This window comes from Peribacillus sp. Hz7 (genome assembly GCF_042136355.1).
Classification (GTDB): Bacteria; Bacillota; Bacilli; order Bacillales; family DSM-1321; genus Peribacillus; species Peribacillus asahii_A.
The window spans coordinates 68,829-90,091 of sequence record NZ_JBHHJV010000013.1; the positions used below are offsets into that span (position 1 = coordinate 68,829).

Annotated in this window: 16 protein-coding genes; 5 read left to right on the forward strand and 11 right to left on the reverse strand. The window is 36.1% G+C overall.

Annotated elements, in window-relative coordinates:
- The first annotated feature begins 691 nt into the window (after positions 1–691).
- Positions 692–2,542, forward strand: a complete 1,851-nt coding sequence (locus ACE199_RS16430; protein WP_375350764.1) for a sigma 54-interacting transcriptional regulator — start codon at positions 692–694, stop codon at positions 2,540–2,542.
- A gap of 109 nt (positions 2,543–2,651) precedes the next feature.
- On the opposite strand, the gene ACE199_RS16435 is transcribed toward ACE199_RS16430, so the two are convergent.
- The 3 genes from ACE199_RS16435 to ACE199_RS16445 all read right to left on the reverse strand — a co-directional run bounded on the left by ACE199_RS16435 (position 2,652) and on the right by ACE199_RS16445 (position 7,585).
- On the reverse strand, positions 2,652–4,394 hold the full coding sequence (locus ACE199_RS16435) for an adenine deaminase C-terminal domain-containing protein (protein ID WP_375350766.1): 1,743 nt from the start codon (positions 4,392–4,394) through the stop codon (positions 2,652–2,654).
- Between the two features lie 104 nt (positions 4,395–4,498).
- Positions 4,499–5,275 carry an IclR family transcriptional regulator gene (locus ACE199_RS16440; RefSeq protein ID WP_375350768.1) on the reverse strand — a complete coding sequence of 259 codons (777 nt, stop codon included), beginning with the start codon at positions 5,273–5,275 and terminating at the stop codon, positions 4,499–4,501.
- Positions 5,276–5,404: 129 nt separating this feature from the next.
- Positions 5,405–7,585 carry a malate synthase G gene (locus tag ACE199_RS16445; protein ID WP_375350770.1) on the reverse strand — a complete coding sequence of 727 codons (2,181 nt, stop codon included), beginning with the start codon at positions 7,583–7,585 and terminating at the stop codon, positions 5,405–5,407.
- A 404-nt stretch (positions 7,586–7,989) separates the two neighbouring features.
- Here ACE199_RS16445 and ACE199_RS16450 point away from each other — a divergent pair, with 404 nt between their 5' ends.
- Positions 7,990–8,823: an MBL fold metallo-hydrolase gene (locus tag ACE199_RS16450; protein ID WP_375350771.1), complete on the forward strand. Its 834-nt coding sequence runs from the start codon at positions 7,990–7,992 to the stop codon at positions 8,821–8,823.
- Between the two features lie 4 nt (positions 8,824–8,827).
- Here the strand turns inward: ACE199_RS16450 and ACE199_RS16455 are convergent, their stop codons facing one another.
- Complete coding sequence (locus ACE199_RS16455) at positions 8,828–9,472, reverse strand: NUDIX hydrolase (protein ID WP_375350773.1); 645 nt, start codon at positions 9,470–9,472, stop codon at positions 8,828–8,830.
- Positions 9,473–9,672: 200 nt separating this feature from the next.
- Between ACE199_RS16455 and ACE199_RS16460 the strand changes: the two genes are divergently transcribed.
- Together ACE199_RS16460 and ACE199_RS16465 are read left to right on the forward strand one after the other, a co-directional pair.
- Complete coding sequence (locus ACE199_RS16460; RefSeq protein WP_375350810.1) at positions 9,673–10,818, forward strand: DUF2515 domain-containing protein; 1,146 nt, start codon at positions 9,673–9,675, stop codon at positions 10,816–10,818.
- Entirely contained in the window at positions 10,745–11,206 is a 462-nt protein-coding gene (locus ACE199_RS16465; RefSeq protein WP_375350775.1) for a CBO0543 family protein, read from the forward strand. Before ACE199_RS16460 ends, ACE199_RS16465 begins: the two co-directional genes overlap by 74 nt.
- A 381-nt stretch (positions 11,207–11,587) precedes the next feature.
- Here ACE199_RS16465 and cspC read toward each other — a convergent pair whose 3' ends face one another.
- The 7 genes from cspC to ACE199_RS16500 all read right to left on the reverse strand — a co-directional run bounded on the left by cspC (position 11,588) and on the right by ACE199_RS16500 (position 19,681).
- The gene (gene cspC / locus ACE199_RS16470) at positions 11,588–11,788 is read right to left on the reverse strand and encodes a cold shock protein CspC (protein WP_010331195.1); all 201 of its coding nucleotides are present in this window, start codon (positions 11,786–11,788) and stop codon (positions 11,588–11,590) included.
- 288 nt (positions 11,789–12,076) lie between these two features.
- Positions 12,077–13,522, reverse strand: a complete 1,446-nt coding sequence (locus tag ACE199_RS16475; protein ID WP_375350778.1) for a DEAD/DEAH box helicase — start codon at positions 13,520–13,522, stop codon at positions 12,077–12,079.
- Between the two features lie 905 nt (positions 13,523–14,427).
- Complete coding sequence (helD, locus tag ACE199_RS16480) at positions 14,428–16,683, reverse strand: RNA polymerase recycling motor HelD (RefSeq protein ID WP_375350780.1); 2,256 nt, start codon at positions 16,681–16,683, stop codon at positions 14,428–14,430.
- A gap of 495 nt (positions 16,684–17,178) precedes the next feature.
- Positions 17,179–18,051 (reverse strand): DMT family transporter, encoded by an 873-nt coding sequence (locus tag ACE199_RS16485; RefSeq protein ID WP_375350782.1) that lies wholly within the window; start codon positions 18,049–18,051, stop codon positions 17,179–17,181.
- Between the two features lie 243 nt (positions 18,052–18,294).
- Positions 18,295–18,663 carry an ArsR/SmtB family transcription factor gene (locus tag ACE199_RS16490; RefSeq protein ID WP_375350784.1) on the reverse strand — a complete coding sequence of 123 codons (369 nt, stop codon included), beginning with the start codon at positions 18,661–18,663 and terminating at the stop codon, positions 18,295–18,297.
- Entirely contained in the window at positions 18,664–19,098 is a 435-nt protein-coding gene (locus tag ACE199_RS16495) for an SRPBCC family protein (protein ID WP_375350786.1), read from the reverse strand.
- 385 nt (positions 19,099–19,483) lie between these two features.
- On the reverse strand, positions 19,484–19,681 hold the full coding sequence (locus ACE199_RS16500) for a tyrosine-protein phosphatase (protein WP_375350787.1): 198 nt from the start codon (positions 19,679–19,681) through the stop codon (positions 19,484–19,486).
- A gap of 588 nt (positions 19,682–20,269) precedes the next feature.
- Here ACE199_RS16500 and ACE199_RS16505 point away from each other — a divergent pair.
- Positions 20,270–21,067: an HAD family hydrolase gene (locus tag ACE199_RS16505; protein WP_375350788.1), complete on the forward strand. Its 798-nt coding sequence runs from the start codon at positions 20,270–20,272 to the stop codon at positions 21,065–21,067.
- The last annotated feature ends 196 nt before the right edge of the window (positions 21,068–21,263 follow it).

Genomic DNA, 21,263 nt, shown 5'->3' on the forward strand with positions numbered 1-21,263 from the left:
TCATTTTGCGGTCATTTTGGAAACGATTTCATAAATCTGAATTTCTCTTCATTTAAGCTGTGTTGTATGACTCTAGTGGTTTTATCAACATAGCTCTTTGTAAAAAAGAGGCTTAAAGACATGCATATTATACTTGGAGTATGTAAATCTATTTCTAATATATTAAGCGCTTACAAGTTAGATTAATCATTATCATTCCAAAACAGGAAAAGCGATATGTCGAATTAATTATAATTACCACTTCCTTCATTTACCATTTATTAGGAATACTTTAGCATGCGCTTTTTATAAATGTCAATATTTTTCCATATATAAAATCTTTTTGCGTATAGAAAATAAAAGTTATTTAACATTTTTAGAGAAATATAGATGACTATAATAAAAAATTAAGAAGGGATATATTATCTTTTAGAGAATACAGTTACTATTGAACTACCGACCATTTAATTTTCCGAAAGAAATTTGAAGTGAAGGATTCCTGTAAACTCCATTCTACTCTATCGCTCCGACGGTTAGCAGTACAAACGACTTAGTTAGACTCCTGCGGCCATGCAAACTTGTACGTTGACTCGTCACACACTATACTTTAGCTAAGGTTAGCAATTTTCAGGAGGCGTCCAGCACAGAATTGAAGTAAACATCTTCTTACCTAACCTAAAATGATAAAATTCAATAAGTAAAGGAGGATTCCATGTTTGTAAAACATTATTTTTACCCGACAGTGAAGGAATTTATGAATCAAGATGTTTCAAAATTGTTCTTAACGAGCACATTACGTGACGCCGTAGTACTATTTCAGCATAACAAAGTAAAACTTATTCCTGTCGTGAATTCACACGATCAATTGATTGGTATCATGACTCACTCTGCTCTTTTTAAAGCACTTTTACAAGATGTATCTATGAATGAAAGCATAGTCCCTTTTATAAAACATCAAGTTGTTACGATAAAAGAAAGTGATTTTTTATACGATGTTCGCCAATTATTGACCAATAATAAAATAGGCCATGCAATCGTGATTAACAAAGATAATTGTGTACGCGGTATTCTTGATACGACAAATATTATTAAAGCTTATCGTTCTAAGTCTGAATTATTAACTAGTAAACTTGAAATGACAAAAAAATTAAAGCACACTTTACAAACTTTTTTAGATACTACTTATGACGGATATATTGTCATTGATCATAAAGGAAAAATTAAGAATATCAACGAAACAGCATGTGAATTTTTACGAAAGCCAAAGAACAAACTACTCGGTCAACCTTCATCTTATATTATTCCAGAATTAAAACTAGAAGATGTCCTTTCTATAGACTTTCAAGGGGAAAAACTAGAAGCAATGGTGATTGGACAACATCGATGCCTTGTTATAAAAAGTAAAATATATGAAAATGAACAACTCGTTGGAGCTATGGCTAAAATTATCTACCAAAACTTAAACAAATGGAAACACGCTGTTAGCAAACTAGATGATCTAGAAAAGGAAGTTTCCTATTGTCACGAAGAACGATCACTCAGTAGTAGTACTCCTTTCAATTTAGAAAACATCCTAACAAAAAATAAACAAATGGAAAGTATAAAACGATTAGCCCGGCAATCAGCCTCTAGCTTTTCAAATGTGCTGTTATTAGGAGAAAGCGGGACAGGAAAAGAGCTATTTGCACGCGGTATTCATGTTACATCTAATCGTTCTGGAAGGTTTGTGAAGGTAAACTGTGCTGCCGTACCTAATGAGCTATGGGAATCTGAATTTTTCGGCTATACAGATGGTGCGTTTACAGGTGCAAAGCGCGGCGGGAAGCCTGGTAAATTCGAGATAGCTCATAATGGTACATTATTTTTAGATGAGATTGGCGATATGCCCTTAGCTATGCAAGGAAAATTGCTTCGAGTTCTTCAGGAAAGAGAATTCGAACGTGTTGGAGGAAATGAAACAATTAAAGTGAATATTAGAATCATTGCTGCAACCAATAAAAATTTAGAACAAATGGTGGCTAATCATGAATTTAGAGAGGATTTATATTATCGACTAAATGTTATCGTTATCAACATACCTCCCCTTCGAGAGCGAAAAGAAGACATCCCTTTACTTGCTACTTCCATTACAAAAAAATTTAGTCGTCTTATGGGCCTAGGAGAAGTTACGATAAGTAAGGCTGCACTCCATCTACTTTCCTCGCATAACTGGCCAGGAAATGTAAGAGAGCTTGAAAATGCCATTGAGCGGGCAATCAATTGTGTAAATAGCGATACACTTGATGCAGAGCATTTCTCTGAATATATAAAAAGTAAAAAATGGAGTGAAAGTCAATCCTCACTAAATATACTCAAACCTACTATACAGATGCATCCACAAGAAAAATTAACCCCTGAGTTTTTCAGATTTAACATAAATAAGACAGAAAAAGAGACTATTGAAATGGCATTAAAACAAACAGGCGGAAATCGAACAGCCGCGGCTAAACTATTAGGCATTAGTCGGTCACAATTTTACAAAAAACTTAATAAATTTGAATCTGAAATGGGGCTCTTACAATGAATACGTGAGCTAACAATCCTGTTATCTTACAGATTGTTAGCTCATTTCGTGCGAAATCGCCATTTCGCATGAAAAAAAGAGCTACCTAAGCAGCCCTTCATGAACAAATTTACCGCGTAACTGGAGAAAGTAATACTTCCTTTTTCATCACATCATAGATTCCTATTGGTGTAATTCTTATATAAGGAAGATGCGTCGCCGAAAAGAATAATAGTGTGAAGGCTGGATCGCCAAATTGATAGCCACGCTCTTGAAGCAACTTCTTCAATTGCTTCTCTTCTTCTATTAAATCGGATAATTCCTTAGTAGACATATATCCCTTTAACTCTAGCGGGATTTCAAAAATGATTTTTCCGTGTTCAGCAATGACAATTCCGCCGCCTATTTCTTTCATCCGCTGAAAGGCGAGTAAAATATCTTCTTTTCGTTTCCCAATTAGGATGATGTCCCCTGTTCCAGAATACGTACTGGCAAATCCGCATAATTGATTTGCGAAACCCTTCACAAACGTATTAATTCTCCATTCTCCATTCCGATCAATCATCATGAAAAAGCATTCATCACGTTCAAAAGGAATGTTTTCATCAAACTCTTCTGGTGTAACAGAAAATGGTTTGGTGATGACATCATTAACTAATTGTAAGCCAAGTGTTGTAGTGAATTCTAAATCAGATTTAGTTAAGTTCCAATTAAGCTCTAATGCGCCTAGTCCATTTTCAGCCCAATGGATTACAGCAGAATCCTTTATCTCCACTCCATCACGTTTAACCCATTGACCTTTGGCCAAAACAGAAATAGGTGTAGGATTTGTCTTACTTTGAAGAAAATTAATATGAGCAATTCTGCCTGTTGCAATTTTCCCGTGTAAATGAGCTAAATTGTAATATTGAGCCACATTGATGGTAGCCATATTGTAGGCATCAATAATCGGAACATTTTGCTCAAGTGCTATTTTAATCATCTTATCAATACAGCCTTCATCATAAAAGGACGAGTGCGAACCATCAGTCGTGAAAATAAAGTTATCATATTGATGAATACCTAGTTCATGAATGTCCTTCAGTAGATTTTCTAAATCAGGGCGAATAGAAGAGTTTCTCAAGGAAACGGTATATCCTTGCATCAAACGAGAAAGAACTTCCTGACCTGTCATAGCTTCATGATCACAATCCGCTCCTAGTAACATAAGTTTAGCTAACGTTTTTTCTGATGCACCTGGAAAGTGACCTTCAATTTTCTTTCTCATTCGTTTTGCTTCTTGGACCCAATTTAGCATGTCTTCATGACCAGCTAGCAATTTAGGCCATGCTGTCAGTTCACCGCCTTGGACTACAGCATCGTGTTCAAGCCAAGCTGTCACTTGATCATGTGTAAAAATTGTTTCTTCATTTCTAAGTTCCGTTTGACCATCAAAACGGCACCACCAATACATACTAGCTGGGATATTTTTCAGTTCTTCTAATAACGTAAACGCTTTCTTCTGCTCAAGATGTAAAAAGAATTGAAGATTATCATTAACCAATGTTGTCGTTCCACCATACGCTGAATATCGTGCATACGTTTGAGGATTATATAATTGAAATGGATGCGAATGAGGCTCAATATAACCGGGAACTAAAAAGTAATCTGTGCAATCTACAATTTCACAGCCCTCTGTCACGTCTGGAAGCTTATCTCCTACATAAATGATTCGATCACCGTAAATCCAAATATTTGCCTCCACCCATCTTTTCAGTGGATGATTTAAATACGTTGCATTTTTTAAAAGAATACTAGGAGCCCGTTTCCCATCTACTATTTCAATCTGTTTGCGTAACTGCTTATTTTTCCATCTATATCTCTGCTCTACCAAAAAAAGCCCCCCATTCGGTTAATTATCTATATTTTAACATAATTTTAAATAAAAGGGTTTTTAGGAGCTCAAAAAAAGAAACGAAGCGAGTTCGTCTCTTAAAGTCAACTTATTTTATTTTCATAACCAAGACGCGCTGATATTTGCTTTCCTACTTGAATCATTCGCTGGCTCAATTGCTCTAATCGTTCATCCGTCATTCTGATTGTTGGTCCTGAAATACTTATAGCAGCAATAATATTCCCTAAATGATCAAAAATAGGCACAGCGATACAAGTAATCCCTGATTCATTTTCTTCTAAATCAAGAGCAAATCCTACTTCTCTCACCTTGCTTAATTCTTGTAAAAACTCTTCTTGATTCGTAATCGTTTTATCCGTATGTACCGGCATGCCTTTTTGATCCAAAATATTTAAAACAACTTGTATTGGCAGATGAGCTAATATTGCTTTACCAACCGATGTACAATGCATCGGTGCTCGTTTTCCTACTTTAGAATGCATTCGTAATAACTGGTTACCTTCTAACTTCTCAATATATACAACTTCACCTTGATCATACACAACTAAGTGAATGACCTCCGTTGTTTCTTCTTCAAGCTCTTTTAAAAAAGGTCTAGCTTCTGTACGTAAATCAATAGACTCTAATAATTTAGAGCTTATTTCTAAAAATTTATAGCCTAATTTATAGCGATCCGTTTCTTGATTTTGTTCCACATACCCGTATTGAACAAGGGTGGATAAAATTCGATAAACGGAACTTTTATTAATGTCCATTTGATTAGCAATTTCAGTCACGCCTAGACCTTGCTGCTTTGTACCTAGTATAGCAATAATATCCAAGGCTCTGCTTACAGATTTAACCATATTATCTCTATTCATATATTTTGTTCACCTCCACTGCTGTATTTTATTATGATAAAGGATTCCTCTAAAACTGTAAATCTACTGAAAATAGCTGAGTCAAAAGTTTGTATGTAACAAGCTTTCAACTCAGCCGTTCCTAGTGTATTAGGATTGTTTTACTGCAAATTTAGCTTTTGCTTCTAAACGACGACGATGTAAAATTGGCTCTGTATATCCATTTGGTTGATCGTAGCCTAAGAAAATTAAATCACTTGCTGCTTGGAAAGCTACTGAATTTTCATAATCAGGACTCATTGGACGATATGCAGCATCTCCCGCATTTTGTTCGTCAACAAGCTTTGCCATACGTTGTAAAGTTTCCTCTACTTGTTCTTTTGTTACAATGCCATGGTGAAGCCAGTTTGCCACGTGTTGACTAGAAATTCGAAGTGTAGCACGATCTTCCATTAAACCAATATTGTTGATATCCGGCACTTTTGAACAACCTACACCTTGTTCTACCCAACGTACTACATAGCCAAGAATACCTTGTGCATTGTTATCTAATTCCGCTTGAATGTCTTCAGAGCTCCATTGTGGATTTTCTGCTAATGGAAGCGTTAAAATATCATCTTTTAAATCACTTGTTTGATTCTTTAATTCATTTTGAACTTCTGTTACATCTACTTGATGATAATGAAGCGCATGTAATGTCGCTCCTGTTGGAGATGGAACCCAAGCAGTATTGGCCCCAGCTTTTAAATGACCGATTTTTTGCTTAATCATTTCAGCCATTAAATCTGGCATTGCCCACATTCCTTTCCCGATTTGGGCACGACCTTGTAAGCCAGCATTTAAACCGATGTTTACATTAGATTTTTCATAGCTTTGCAGCCATGTTGTTGCTTTCATATCATTTTTGCGAATCATAACGCCCGCTTCCATAGATGTGTGCATTTCATCACCTGTACGATCTAGGAATCCTGTATTAATGAAGGCAATACGATCTTTTACCGCATAAATACTGTTTTTCAAGTTCAATGATGTACGGCGTTCTTCATCCATAACCCCAATTTTTAATGTGTGGCGTTCTAACCCAAGCATATCTTCAATTCGGTTAAATAACGTATTCGCAAATGCCGCTTCTCGAGAACCGTGCATTTTCGGCTTAACGATATAAATAGAGCCCTTCGCTGTATTGCTATATTTTCCATTTCCTAAAAGCGTATGCTTCGCAATTAAACTTGTAATTACGCCATCCATAATCCCTTCATACACTTCATTTCCATCCGCATCTAAAATCGCTGGATTCGTCATTAAATGCCCCACATTACGAACAAATAATAGAGAGCGACCATTTAACGAAATTTCTCCTCCATTTACCGATGTGTACGTACGGTCAGGATTCATCGTTCTTGTCATCTCTTTATTTCCTTTAGCGAAAGTCGCTGACAAATCACCTTTCATTAATCCTAACCAATTGCGGTATACTAGCGTTTTATCTTCCGCATCAACAGCAGCAACGGAGTCTTCACAGTCCATAATTGTTGTTGTTGCAGCTTCTAGTAAAATATCTTTTACACCAGCTGCATCATCTTTACCAATTGGATGATTGCGGTCGATTTGGATTTCAAAATGCATTCTATTATTTTTTAGTAACACGGCTGAAGGCTCTGCTTCATTTCCTTGGTAACCGATTAATTTTTCACTTTCAGCCAAAGTAGTTGTTTGACCATTGTTTAATGTAACAATTAGTTGTCCTGCTTCAATTTTGTATTGTGCTGCCTCTTTATGAGAGCCATTTTGTAACGGAGCAGCTTGATCTAGGAAATTGCGTGCAAAGTCAATAACCTTTTGACCACGAACTGGGTTATAACGGGGTGTAACCTCGGCCCCATCCTCTTCACTAATAGCATCTGTTCCATAAAGTGCGTCATATAAGCTTCCCCAGCGAGCGTTCGCTGCATTAATCGCATAGCGACCGTTATTAACAGGTACAACTAATTGAGGTCCGCCTTGAATCGCGATCTCGTCGTCTACATTTTCTGAACCGATTTGAAAATCGGCTACTTCCTCTTCCAAATAACCAATGCTTTGTAAAAATGCTTTGTATTCTTCACTATTAAACTCTTTATGTTCTAAATGCCAAGTATTAATTTTATTTTGAAGCTCGTCGCGGATAGCTAATAGCTCTTTGTTTTCAGGTGTTAAATCTGTAATGATTTTTTCGAAACCTGCCCAAAATTGCTCCGTTGTCAAACCACTTTCTGGTAAAGCTTCTTGATTCACAAAATTATACAATTCATTTGCTACTTGTAAACTACCAACCTTTACATATTGAGTCATGTTTCTTTCCTCCAAACTATTAATAAAAAATTCAGATAATTAAGCGTTTGTTATTACGAAACGCTGTTTTTTATTCATGTTGAAAATATAACATACTACTATGGGAATATTCAATAAATTTTCCAAAATATATTTTTTATTTCATAAAATTGTAAACACCACCGCACTTATTGAAGGATTTTGGCGATTTATGAGGAATATATTTAGTTTATCCCACTCTTAACGGGCAGTAAGACCCCTACCTCAAGATTCAGATTGAATAAGGAAGATAGGTGGGGGACAACTGCCCGTAAAGGTCCGATTGGTTCAACTAACCATCAGTGGGGGATGAAGAAAAACCCCCACTGATGGAAGTTTCACTTTATCATTCGTTTAAGTATCACATTGCCGAAAGGATGAAATTCATGCCATTACATAATCCAATTAAAATCGTACGTGTTCCAATTTCCACGCCAACTCTATGGCCAAATACAACAACAAATTGTTATTTAATTGGGAATAACCAAGAAAGCATATTAGTTGATGCGGGATACGATCAGGGGATAACGAAAGAGGCGTTAAACAAAGCGCTTAAGGAAAATGATTTAGCCATACCCAAATCTATTATTCTTACACATTCTCACCGGGATCATGCACCGGGGGTTCGTCAATTAATGGATTGGTCTCCTATAATTTATTGCCATCCAAAAGAAAAACAAGCCATCTTGAAAGCGATTTTTCCAGTGCATGCAGTATCGATGCTAAACGATGGTGATGTCATACATATAGCTGACCTAGAAATAATGATTATTCATAGTCCAGGACACACTCCAGGTATGTTAAATCTTTATATACCTTCTAAACAAATTCTCCTTGCCGGGGACAATATTTTATCTGAAGGAACAACATGGATTGGTCCCCCAGAAGGAGATATGAGCGATTATATTCATACTTTAGAACGTTTACAGCACTTGGATTTAGCAAAAATTGGACCAGGACATGGTGAATGGGTCGAACACCCCTATAAACAAATTGAATTTGTATTAAACCGTAGATTATACCGAGAAAGCCAAATTCAATCTCTACTTTTAAAACATCAGCAATTAACCTCTACAAGTTTGACAGAAATGATTTATGAAAAGAATATTCATCCAAGTATTTTTGAGGTTGCGAAAAAAACGACAGAGGCCCATTTAATCAAGTTGATGAAGGAAGGAAAAGTTTCACTACACGATTCATGGTACTGGATTCACTCTTGATTTCTTACCTAGGCATGAGCAGTGCTCCCCCTTTTTGATAATTGATAACTGTTTGAAGTGCAGTAACCGTTGGAGGAGCAAGAAGCATATTTCCATTTTGATAGGACAATAAAGCTTCCTCTGGGGCAATCCAAAAAGCTTTGTCAATTTCGTTTAAATCAGGCTTCGGGGTTTGTCCCTCAGGCAATTCCGCTAGAAAAAATCGAGTATCGAAGCGATAAGCGCTTTCTTTTGGAGTAATTCGATGCCCAAAATATCGCAGACAATCAAGATGAAGGCGAATGTTTTCTTGCTCTAATAATTGTGCAAATGAAATGTCACGATTCACAAGGAGACGACGATATTCCTGTTCCGTTTCTTTTTGAAATTGAATAGGAAATCCGTCGCCTTGACTGCCAAATAAAATCCCAACTTCTTCGAATATCTCTCGTACTGCAGCGATATAATGAGCAGAACTAAATGGCTCATTCGATATCGAGTGAGTTATGTATGCATGATCTACGACATAATCTCCTTCTTCTACTGCTCCGCCTGGAAACACATAAAAGCCGGCTAGAAACTTCATCGTCGCTGGTCGCTTCGTTAAATAAACCCTAGACATATGATCGATTAAAACAACGGTTGATGCAGGTTTTGGAAGTACAGTCATAACAGTCCACCTCATTTTCTATAATTTACCACATAACAATATTCAACTTTTGAGCGGCGTTTCCCTCCCTGCTCCTTCTTTAAATATAGAGAATCACCCTTTTGTCTAAATATTGACACATAAACTTCTCATCATGAACATTTCATTCCTTTAATAAAATAAGCATAGGTTCTTCATAGATTTAAAAGGAGGATACCGTTATCTGGTCTAAACTTATAAGTCAGAAAAAAATAACACTCCTTGAACCTCTTGCCACAATCAAAAAAGAATTAAGAGTAAGAAGTAAACAGCCTTCTATAAAAACAGAACTCTCTTCCGAAGAAAGAACATTAATCGAACAAATCAAATTTAAAACAAACAAATGGAACCAAAATAATATAACAAGAACGAAAGCCTATCTTGATTTTTATCAGTGCCATCCCGAAGTGCATTGGGCTTTTCTAGGACATATGGTGTCGCGAAATGGCGGCTGGAATATGACCGATTTAAAGGGCGGGCTTCTTCCTCGATTACTAACGAAAAAAGAATGTCAGTCCTTTTTCACATTTTTAGAGAGAGGGAATTGGCTGATTTTTCAAGATGCATTTCCCCAATTTTTACTTTATGAAGAGAGCATCAAAAGAGAAAAAAATCTTTTTTATCTTTTGCCGCATTTTCATGTGTCACTATTCATGGAAATAATTTGGAATCATTTTTTAGAAGATTGTGATTCATATACACTAACAATTGCCTTAATTATTAATGAGCAAAGCTATTTAGAATTAAGAGTGATAGACAACCCTATTTTTAAAAAGAGCATTTTTAATACTTTAGAATTTAAACTACAGGATTTATTATCAATGAATCAAATTCTTTTTCCTTATTTAGAAAATGGCAAAGTAAAGCTAATTGGTGAGACCTTACATCATTTTGAAAGCTTACACCGACGAATTTTATTAGGAAAACGACTATATTCTATTTTGTTTGCAGATTCAAAACGGTTAAATAAAATCGAGCAATGGGCATATCTGACCCCTCATTCCGGTTCTAGAAAAGATTATTGGCCTCATATTTTTCATGATATCGATGAAGGTGTTCCAGGAAGATTGTTGAAACGAAGGCTCAAGTCATGCCAGCTGCTTCCAGGCTCCATACGCTTCTATAGTCCTAAATTAGAATTCGTATGGAAAGATTGCGTACATGAGGAGGCTGAAATCAAGGAATGGTATGAAGACTGGCAAGTTGTTTATTACTTAATTAATTCAGAAGAAACCATAAATGGAGAGATTGAAGATGAATATTGCCAAACACTTGAAAGAATCGAGCTCACAACGATTGCCAAAAAAGCGATTTTTCTACGGAACTAAACATATATCAGTTGTAATTCCTACGCTACTTCTCGCTTCACTCATTGGAACGTACCTTGATCTTTATTTTGTTGGAAAAGGTATATACCACTTTCCTAAAAGACCCTTGCCCGAGATTTTTCCAATCAATATTTTCTTTACATTGATTGGGCTCCCGCTGTTCGTTGGCTTTTATATATATGTGTGTCAGAAAGTAAACGTCTGGAAAAAAGCAGCGCTTATTCTCCTCTTAAGCCTATTTATATCTATTGGCGAAAAGCAAGCAGAAACATGGGGACTTTTCATTCACAACGATTCATGGAAGCACATCTATTCATTTATTGGTTATGCACTTTATTTAACATTCATTTATGTTTTTTATCGTTGGGTTAAACGAATCAGAGATTAATCTTCATAACATTTTCGTTATTTTAATATGGTTAAAACGATGAAACATACGAAGCAAAACTCCAAATATTTTAACTATTTTCTGTTGGATGAATTAAACGAGTAAGAAAAATAAAAATATTTAATTAGGGGTTCTTAACTTACTATGCTATACTTAGAGCAACCTTTTAAGTTTTAAACTTTTTTTTGCTTCACTTGTACCATACGCTCTACTCATATATTGAGTAGGGTTTTTTTATATCTTTTTTAAAACGAGCATCTGAATTTTACTGGTATATGATGTATGTAAACGAACGATTCTTCTTGCCAGTCATTTAAAGAAAATAAAAAAAACAGACTCTAATTAAAGAATCTGTTTATAGATGTTTAGTTATTGTTGCTATTAAGCTTTTTGAACGTTAGCAGCTTGAGCACCACGAGCACCTTGCTCAACGTCAAAAGTTACTTTTTGACCTTCGTCTAATGATTTGAAACCTTCACTTTGGATAGCAGAGAAGTGTACGAATACGTCGTCTCCATTTTCACGCTCGATAAATCCGAAACCTTTTTCTGCATTAAACCATTTAACTGTACCTTGTTCCATTTTTGTTGCCTCCTAGTGTGTTAAACACACAGTATATTACTATTCTTGCCCAAAGTGATCATCAAGACGAAAAGTCAAACTTATACTATCCTTTACACCGAACAAAAATAATTCTTCTTTATCATAACAGAGATTGGAAAGGAATGCAAATTATTTTAACATTGTATTCAATTGATAATAGGAGGACAACACATTCAGAATAGATTAAGGCAGCAGCTACTCTTTTGAGGAAATCCATTCTTCCGTTAGAAGGAAAGCTTCGTATAATTATCCTTATTGAAGATTTAATCACTTAATAGCCTTGCTAACTTTCAGCTTCTTTCCTTTGATTGTTGTATTTTCCATGGCTTGTAAGACTAGCGAGCCTTTTCCATTAAGAATATCAACATATGACAAATTATCTCGGATTGTTATAATACCAATATCATCTGCTGTTACTCCAGGAATTTTTGCAATCGTTCCAACAAAATCTACAGCTCGAATCTTCTTGTTTTTTCCCCCATTAAAATGAAGTTTTAGAATATCTTTGTTTATTCGGGCAGTTTTATTATTTTTAACGACTCGGCGGCCGCTTGCTTTTTCTTCGAAGGAGGCTTTTCCTCTAGCAACTTCCTCATGTGTAGGTGCTTCCATTATAGGTATCTCAAAGCCAATGTATTTTTCAATTGCTTTAAGGAATTTTCCTTCATGAGGTGTCGCAAACGTAATTGCTTTTCCTTTATTGCCAGCGCGACCCGTTCTTCCTGTTCGGTGGACATAGCTCTCTTTTTCCATTGGAACGTCATAGTTGATGACAAGTGTCACATTATCAATATCAATGCCTCTCGCAGCTACATCAGTGGCTACAAGATAACGAAAATTCCCCATTTTGAAACCATCCATAACCGCAAACCGTACTTCTTGTTCTAACCCTCCATGAAGTCTTTCACAAGAATAATTCGATGCTTCCAATTCGGTAAATACTGTATCTACATGTTCCTTGGTTCTGCAAAAAATAATACAGCTATCTGGATTCTCAACTACTGTAACGTCTTTAAGAAGTGAAATTTTTCCTTCTTCTTTAACTTCGATTAAACTATGTTCAATTGTATTCGTCGTTATTCCGGTAGCATTAATCTCAATATTAATAGGATTTTTCATATATTTATGGCAGAGATTTTCAACATCTTTAGGTAACGTAGCGGAAAATACCATCGTTACTCTGTTTAAAGGGATTTCATTTATAATCGCTTCTACTTCGTCGATAAAACCCATATTAAGCATTTCATCAGCTTCATCTATTATAAGATACTTTACTTGGTCTAGAACTAGAGTCCCTCTTTCGATATGGTCCATGACACGCCCGGGTGTACCGACGACTACATGAGTTTTTTGCTTTAATTCTTCTTTTTGTTTCGCAAAAGGTTCTTTTCCATAAACGGCCATAGCTTTAATTCGTTTAAATCTTCCAATATTCGTTATATCTTCTCGAACTTGGACAGCAAGCTCCCTAGTTGGTGTAAGAATAATTGCCTGTGGCTTTTTTTCTTCCCATTCAATCATTTCGCAAATAGGTATACCAAAGGATGCAGTCTTGCCACTGCCTGTTTGAGATTTTACTACAAGATCTTTCTTTTCCAGTGCTAATGGTATTACGTCACTCTGAACCTCTGTGGGAATTTCGTATTTTAACACAGCAAGTGCTCTTTTTATTTCATCGCTTAAATTATAATCCTCAAAATTTCTTTTCCTCATGTATTAACCTCGTTTTTTGTATTATCCGACTTATATATAGGATTCTCTCAAAGAAATATTATATGTAAAACCCGAATATAGTTCATTATACTTGAAATACCAGACAAATCGGCTTTTATTTTTATTACATCAAATTTCTGGATCGAATAATCTGTTTTTCCTTTGCTGCTATATAGTGGATGGGCCTTCTCGTTCGGAAAATCTGTAATAGAAGAGCAGGCACTCAACTTTTTATCCTAATCATCATCTGAGTCCTTTATAGCAGACATTACTAAATCTAAATGATTTTCGTATATAATGGGCAAAGTTTTTCAGTTTCTATTTAAATTATTCTGATTCGTCGTTTAAGTATAAACCTCCACAATCTCTACTAAACTTTCATATAGATATCCAATTTACAGATTTTGCGAAAGGAAAGCCCATTACGGTGCGCTGGCACCCCCTTTAGGGATGGGATGAATGTTCGCTCAAATGCGGTGTGCAGATAAAATAGCGAAAATACGTTCTATACACCATGTGTTTCAAATGGTATAATTTGGTGTATAGGATGTTCTTTGAAAACTGAACATAGGTGGTTGTGACAGGAAAAACGTCTGTCACGTAAAATGTTCAACGTTCTACCGACCAACACTCTTCGTAGAAAGAGTGCGGTATCATAATCCTAGACAAGTATCGCCGGTTGAACGGCGTAGTTGGCATCGACCTTGCCCTCTTGAAAGACTGTTTTTCTCTCAAGTGTTGCTCACCCAAGTCTCGCCTCTGCCTCTTCTTATGGAAGGTGGTAAGTGGGATATTTGTGAGAAAGAACCCCAGCGGCTTTAGCCATGGGAGTGGTCAGCAAAGATGTTGTTCATTTCAGATATAAATAAAGACTGAACCCCTCAATATGGTTTCAGTCTTTCGCTTTAGTTCCTGATTAAAAAATCCTCTTCAGAATCCCCAATAAAAAAGAGACGATGAAGCGGCCTTGTCATGACGACGTACATTAATTTAATGTCCAATTCGCTTTCGATTTTATAGGATTCGTTCAGAGAAATTGCAAAAACGCCATCAAATTCAAGTCCTTTTGCTAGATACGATGGCAAAATAACTAGTTGATCCTTTGGGATGGATGCTTGTTCTTCGAGTAAGCAAACTGATTCGTCTATTTCACTCAACACTTTGTAAGCTTCCCGGCAATCTTCCATCGTTTTAGCAATGACAGAAAATGTGCGTAGTCCTTCTTGTTTCATAGTTTGAACTCGATCAAGCAACTCCTTTCCCCAGAATTGATTCACCTTTTTAATAAAAATAGGTTTCTCACCGTGACGAACGACTGGCTCTACTTGAGGAAAGTTATAAGGTAATAGTTCCAATAGTTTATTGGCTTCATTCATGATTTCAACTGTCGTTCGATAACTTTTCTTAAGCTCAGTATAGGTAGCGCGCGGAAAAATATTGTGATGAACTTCCTCCCACTCTTCTAATCCGCGATACGAGTAAATCCCTTGCGCCAGATCGCCGACCAATGTGAACATATCCGTGTCAGATGACGTTTTTAACGCTTGCAGCTGCATGAAGCTGTAATCCTGTGCTTCATCGATGACGATATTCTTGGCCCGCTTCTCTTTATCGACTCCAAACAGATGCGAATGGAGGTATAGTAGAGCACCTAAGTCCTCCAGCTCATATTGATTTTCTCTGAAAAATTTCATTTGATATCGGCAAAGTCGTTCCGCTTCCTCAATTGAGAGTGTCCCATCACTATATGTAACCAGCATCTCTGAATCAGTAAAAAGCTCCTGATAGTATTCAAGAATATGTTTTCGTTCAAATGGTTTAAAATAAGCTTTAACAGATGTACGAATCGCTTTCTTGATTTCTTCCGTTCGTTCTGCTTTTTTATCCAAGAATTTCGTGACGTACTCTCGGCGAAGATCAGGTTTAATATTTCTAGTTAAGGCCTTTTGAATCTTAGTATCATAAAAACTAGTCACTCGGTCGAGCATAGTTTTTTTCTTCGATTTTACTTGACTTTGCAAAATCTGCTTTAACTTATCAACTCGTGTATAAATCGGTAAATACCAATATTCTTCCACCAACAGCTTCTTGAACTTTTTAGCCGAATAAAGTCGGTATTTGTCACAGTAGAAATCTTCCTTTGGAAAGAATCGAGTGATGATTTCTTTCACATATTGGTCGATGATCCCCTTAAATTTGGACGATCCCTTAATCCCTGAAACCCAGATTGACTCTGCTGTCTCATCATCTTTCTTTTCAAGCAAATCAATAAGTTTCTTATCAGGAATGATGTTCAACTCACATTCAATCGCACTTTGTACATATTCCGTAAAGGTAAATTGCTTCGCTTTTTCTACCCCTAACTCTGGCAGCGCCTCTGATATGTAATCGATAAACAGTCGACTTGGCGCCAAAATCATCATCTGTCTTGGATCAAATAAATCTTTATAGTAATAGATGAAATAAGAAATTCTATGGAGAGCAATCGTCGTCTTTCCGCTCCCCGCCGCGCCCTGGACAATAATCGGTTTATTCAAGTCGGCCCGGATGATTTTATTTTGCTCTTCCTGAATCGTGGAAACAATTTCGGTCAAACGATTACTAGAGCTCTTCGCTAACGAATCTTGCAACAGCTCATCCGTTGTTGTCAAATCAATGTCACGGATTTCATTTAAATTTCCATCCTCAATCATTAACTGTCGTTTCAGCGTAATATCACCTGAGAATGTTTCCCCTTCTGCTTCGTATGTTACCGAACCGATTCTACCCTCGTAATACAGGTTGGCAATCGGCGAACGCCAGTCAACAATGATCTGCTCCTGATTTTCACGCTGATACAAAGAAGTTTTACCAAAGTAAAGAATTTCCTTTATTCCGTTTTCATCCCGCGTGAAATCCACTCTAGCAAAATACGGCTTGCTTTGTGCTTTTTTAAGGCTTTCCAGCTCCGCTTGCGACATGTCGAAGAAATTAGCCGTCGTCAGTAATTCGGCATATCTCCCTGACTCCTTCCAGTCTTCATCTCCAAACGTTTCCTGCATAATTTTCTTAAATTGATCCTTGCTCGTCTCAGCAGTCTTAATGACCACATCCATATAACGCTTTGTAAATTCTAATCTTTCTTGCTCACTTTTCCTGTCCGGGTGCTGTTTCGATGTCATTTCGTTCTCCTCTCATTCTTCGAAATAAGGTCCTTGACAATCGTCTACAGCGGTGAAATGGACATTAATACTATCAGAAATATCTTCTTATTGCAATGAAAAAACACCTCTCATTAGAATGGGCTTTTACGTTCTATTCTTTCTTCTTCATCCCAATAGTTTACCTCTGTTTACACACGTGACTGCACCTTACTGCTTATTTATTTTGTATTTAAAAATAACCTAATTTCGTTGGGTTACAGCACTACCACTCACAATTTCAGATGTTTATTTTTTGGGAAATAAAGACACCCCTTTGGATAATCAAATCTAAAGGGGTGAAAACGGTGCAACTTTTTATAAACAGTTAAACTTTATTTCAAACCAACATTAACATATTTGTTAACGATTAATACTAATAAAGTGCTTTAAAATTTATTCAACTAAAAGGCGGAACAACTAGTTGCATATAAAAAGCTGATCGGCAAATAACAGCAATTAGCTTTTTCGTGATGCTTATTCTTCTCGAATGACTAATAGTACACCCATAAAGATTAATAGGGTACCTATCCAAAAAGAAAAGCCAATTTGTTCACCTAGTAATAACCACCCTAAGAAAGTACCGACTATAGGTTGGAAAAAGAAAAATAATCCGCCACTCGAAGCGTTAAGCATTTGCAGCCCGCGATTCCACAGTAAAAAGCCACATGCCGTCGAAATAACTCCTAAGTATAAAAGACCGCCCCAAATAGATGGATGCATCATAGCTTGAAAATCAAGATCTGCTAATCGATTAATTGTAAAAGGAGTTAGTAAGGCAATTGCTACAAGAATAGCATAGCTCGTCACGACAATTTGTGAATAGTGTTCAGGTACACGTTTAATAAGAACAGACATAAGTGACCATGTTAGTGCTGCAACAAGCAGTGATATACCACCAAGTTGATGAGATGAATCAATATTGGCATTTCCAACAATCATACAGACACCGATTGTTGCTAAAATAATAGAAATTGCTTTTTTAAATGTGATTTTTTCTTTTAAAATAATGCGGGCAAATAACATCATAAATGCAGGTGTCGTTGAAGTAATGATGGCACCCATTTGTGCGGTAGAAAGCATCGTACCGACTTCTTGGGTTACGATAGAAATTGTATTCCCCATAAGCCCAATCATGAAAAGTAATAGCCAGTCTCGTTTTCCAATACGCCACGATTGTTTTGTTACAACACCAATAATGAGCAAGGCAAAAATCGCAATAACATAGCGAAACCATACTAATTCAAGTGGCGGTACAACATCTACCACAACTTTTACTACAACATACATCCCGCCCCAAATACTCGCAGCGAGTGATAAATATAAAGAACCTAATAAGGTGTTTTTCATTTTGTACCCTCCGTTTTCTCTAGACAATTCTTGTCCTTAACGGAGATGTAGTTATTCTACCGTTAAGGGAGAAGAACTACAGGTACATCATTTTCAAATAGTGGCAACCACATCATCAGCTTTCAACTCACTTTCAAAACGTTTACTTTATCATATACTAATTTTGTTGAATTCGATATAAAACAGTTCAATTATTCGAGCACTCGTACGATTCAAAAATTTGATAGACTATATTTATAATTGTCATTTCTGTTCATCACATTCAGTTTGAATAACTTGTAATCCAGCTTGTCCGTCATTTTCAACCACATGTTTGAGGATTGACAACTTATTAGTCCAAAATTGTTCGAAAAATGAAAGCCACTGTTTTAATTCTTCTAAGGATTCTGGTTGCAGTCGATAAAGTTTTTCTCTACCAACCTTTTGCCCACTAACTAATTTTGCTTCTGAAAGAATATGAAGGTGTTTTGCAATGGCTGTACGACTCATAGGAAAATAAGATGTTATGTTTGAAATAGATCGTTCTTTTTCAGTAAGTAATCTAAGTACTTCTCTACGAGTTGGGTCGGCAATAGCTTGAAATACATCGTATTTTTCTGCTGATGAAGACATTTAGCCCTCAACAACCTTTTTAAGCTTTTCATTCACAATTCCTACCCAACCTTGATTCATTCTGTCACGAATAACAGCACTTTCCTCGTTGGCTTTCGGAAGAATAGTATCAGAATGTTTCCATCCAGTATGAATCAGAGTAAACTCCGTCTTATCGCCCATCTCTTTTAAAATAAACGATACAATCCAACCATCTGTATCCCATGAAAAAGAAAGTCGATAAGGTGCGTCAATTTCTAATACTTTGCATGGGGATGGCCCAAAAGGTGATTGCACATGAAATTCATGCCCTATTTTCAGCTCAAAATCATTTGGCATAAACCATGATGCAATACCTTCCGAAGTAGATACTGTATCCCATACTTTTTGAATAGATGCTTCAAAAATAACCGTTTGCTTAATATCTGGTACTGTTTTTTGATTATTTGTTTCCATAATAATAATTCTCCTTATTTAATTTAAAATGCAACACTATATGGTTTCATATCCCCATAATATAACACCCAATGGTTTCGTGTCAAAGTAATGTTTATCTCCAAAAAACAGATGTTCCTCTAAAGAATCCACCAGGAAACCACAGTAAAGCGACAAAAGTTGTCGTAAAAAATAAAAATTATCACCGGCAAACAAATGACTCCCGCTAGGATTGCTGGAGTCATTCTACTGAAATACATTTGTGTAGATCTGCTTGCTTTTTATGGCTATGTTAAACGATATTGTTGGTACTGCGATTGTTGACTCATTTTAGCCAACAATCAACTAAGTCCTCTAACCAAGCCTTTAAAGAGAAATACTATATGCTTTATATTCAAAATTGAGCTTACTCAAGCAGTAAGTGTTTCAAATTCAATAAGCTATCCTGCTGAACTTTGCAAGCTTGACATAAATATGTTTCTATATCTCCATATTTATCAATAATGCCATAATACACGTCATCTAAATAGTCACGACGAACTTCTAACATTGGTTTTATTCGCTCCGGTGATGCTTGAAATAAACTCATCAATTCAGTTGTCAATATTTTTTCTTATTTAATATACTATTTAAATTTTGGCTCTGTTAAATGTTGATGTTGATAATTACTCAAAAATTAAGGGGATCCCATCTATCTGGGATTCCCTTAATTTTTGTTAAACTTCCGCAACCGTTATCTCTATTAACATAATACAACTGTTATTTAATCCATTCCTGTTTTAATACTTTATAATACTTTTTTTAAAACTCTCTAATGTGTAAAGCGACAATAAAGTTATTTAATTTTAAAACCCCAAATATGCATACCCCTGTTCTGATTTTAGGACAGGCGTAAAATAATGTTGTTTAATTTTTAATATAAAATACTTCACTACACTTAAAAATATAACAATAAAGTCGTTTAAATCTAAGAATTATTCCATTATCGCGCCCGATTGTTGAAGATTAAAGGCTGTTGCAGTTAGCTCGTACTTATTTAACTCTAGCCCCCGTTAATGGAATAACATTTTTATCTTGCAGAGAAACGTCTCCTGCTTCCCAATAAACTTCACTTAATCTATACACTGAGTTTACTAGACTTTAATATTCAGATGATATGATTGGTTTAGCAACAAATGAGGAGGCAGTATAAATGAATGTACGTGCAATATTTATTGATATGGATGGTACACTACTAAAAGCCTCAAACTACATTTCCCGCCGAAATATGGAAGCCATTTATAGGCTCATTAATCAGGGAGTCAAGGTTTTTCTAGCCACTGGTCGACACTATGAAGTAACCGCTCCCTACCATAAAGAAATTGGATTACGGACTCCGATGATCTGTCTGAATGGTGCCGCTATTCACGCTGCAGAGACAGGAAGAGTTATGCAAATGAGAACCGTCCGATTGAACGAAGAACGATTTCACCATCTGACCGCTGAAAGTCCTTATAATGTTATTATCCATACAGCAAATGGGCTTTATTGTAAGGAAACAAATGAAGAAATCGATTATTGGACAAAAGTTGGGCAAATTCCGCCACGGTATATTGGAGATTTAAGACAGGCAAATTATCAAGATGTTCTTAAATATAGTGTTCGAACAGGTGCACCAAGTCCTGAATTAACCGCTTTGTTTAAAAAGGAAGCAGAAGTCATCGATTGGAATGACGGGTTTGAGATAGTTGCTCCTAATGTTTCCAAATGGTCTGCTATAAAAAGCTTACTTACCGAATCTGGAATTAGTCCAAATGAAGTCGTAGCCATTGGAGACGGACCTAATGATATAGAGATGCTTCGTCATGTCGGTATTGGTGTGGCAATGGGAAACGCTAGCGAAAAGGTTAAAGCATCAGCTGATATGGTTACAGGACACCACGAAAATGATGGATTAGCTGAGTTTATAGAACGTTATCTTCTTAAAACATATGAATCATATGTGATTTAGAATTTTTTTATAATGACTTTTTGTAATAAAAAAATGACAGGTGTGAATCACACCTGTCATTTCAGTTTGTCGACAAACTGAAGCTTCTATATTAAAGAAGCTTTTCCTTCTTCCTATTCATCTTTTCATAATTCTACCTGTTCAAAAAGGTCCACTGCATAAGAGTTTTCTTTAACTAGCGGTCTGTTCACACATC

Coding starts and splice junctions, on each gene's coding strand:
- ACE199_RS16430 (WP_375350764.1), top strand. CDS start 692: ATGTTTGTAAAACATTATTTTTACCCGACAGTGAAGGAATTTATGAAT.
- ACE199_RS16440 (WP_375350768.1), bottom strand. CDS start 5,275: ATGAATAGAGATAATATGGTTAAATCTGTAAGCAGAGCCTTGGATATT.
- ACE199_RS16445 (WP_375350770.1), bottom strand. CDS start 7,585: ATGACTCAATATGTAAAGGTTGGTAGTTTACAAGTAGCAAATGAATTG.
- ACE199_RS16450 (WP_375350771.1), top strand. CDS start 7,990: ATGCCATTACATAATCCAATTAAAATCGTACGTGTTCCAATTTCCACG.
- ACE199_RS16455 (WP_375350773.1), bottom strand. CDS start 9,472: ATGACTGTACTTCCAAAACCTGCATCAACCGTTGTTTTAATCGATCAT.
- ACE199_RS16465 (WP_375350775.1), top strand. CDS start 10,745: ATGAATATTGCCAAACACTTGAAAGAATCGAGCTCACAACGATTGCCA.
- cspC (WP_010331195.1), bottom strand. CDS start 11,788: ATGGAACAAGGTACAGTTAAATGGTTTAATGCAGAAAAAGGTTTCGGA.
- ACE199_RS16475 (WP_375350778.1), bottom strand. CDS start 13,522: ATGAGGAAAAGAAATTTTGAGGATTATAATTTAAGCGATGAAATAAAA.
- helD (WP_375350780.1), bottom strand. CDS start 16,683: ATGACATCGAAACAGCACCCGGACAGGAAAAGTGAGCAAGAAAGATTA.
- ACE199_RS16485 (WP_375350782.1), bottom strand. CDS start 18,051: ATGAAAAACACCTTATTAGGTTCTTTATATTTATCACTCGCTGCGAGT.
- ACE199_RS16490 (WP_375350784.1), bottom strand. CDS start 18,663: ATGTCTTCATCAGCAGAAAAATACGATGTATTTCAAGCTATTGCCGAC.
- ACE199_RS16495 (WP_375350786.1), bottom strand. CDS start 19,098: ATGGAAACAAATAATCAAAAAACAGTACCAGATATTAAGCAAACGGTT.
- ACE199_RS16505 (WP_375350788.1), top strand. CDS start 20,270: ATGAATGTACGTGCAATATTTATTGATATGGATGGTACACTACTAAAA.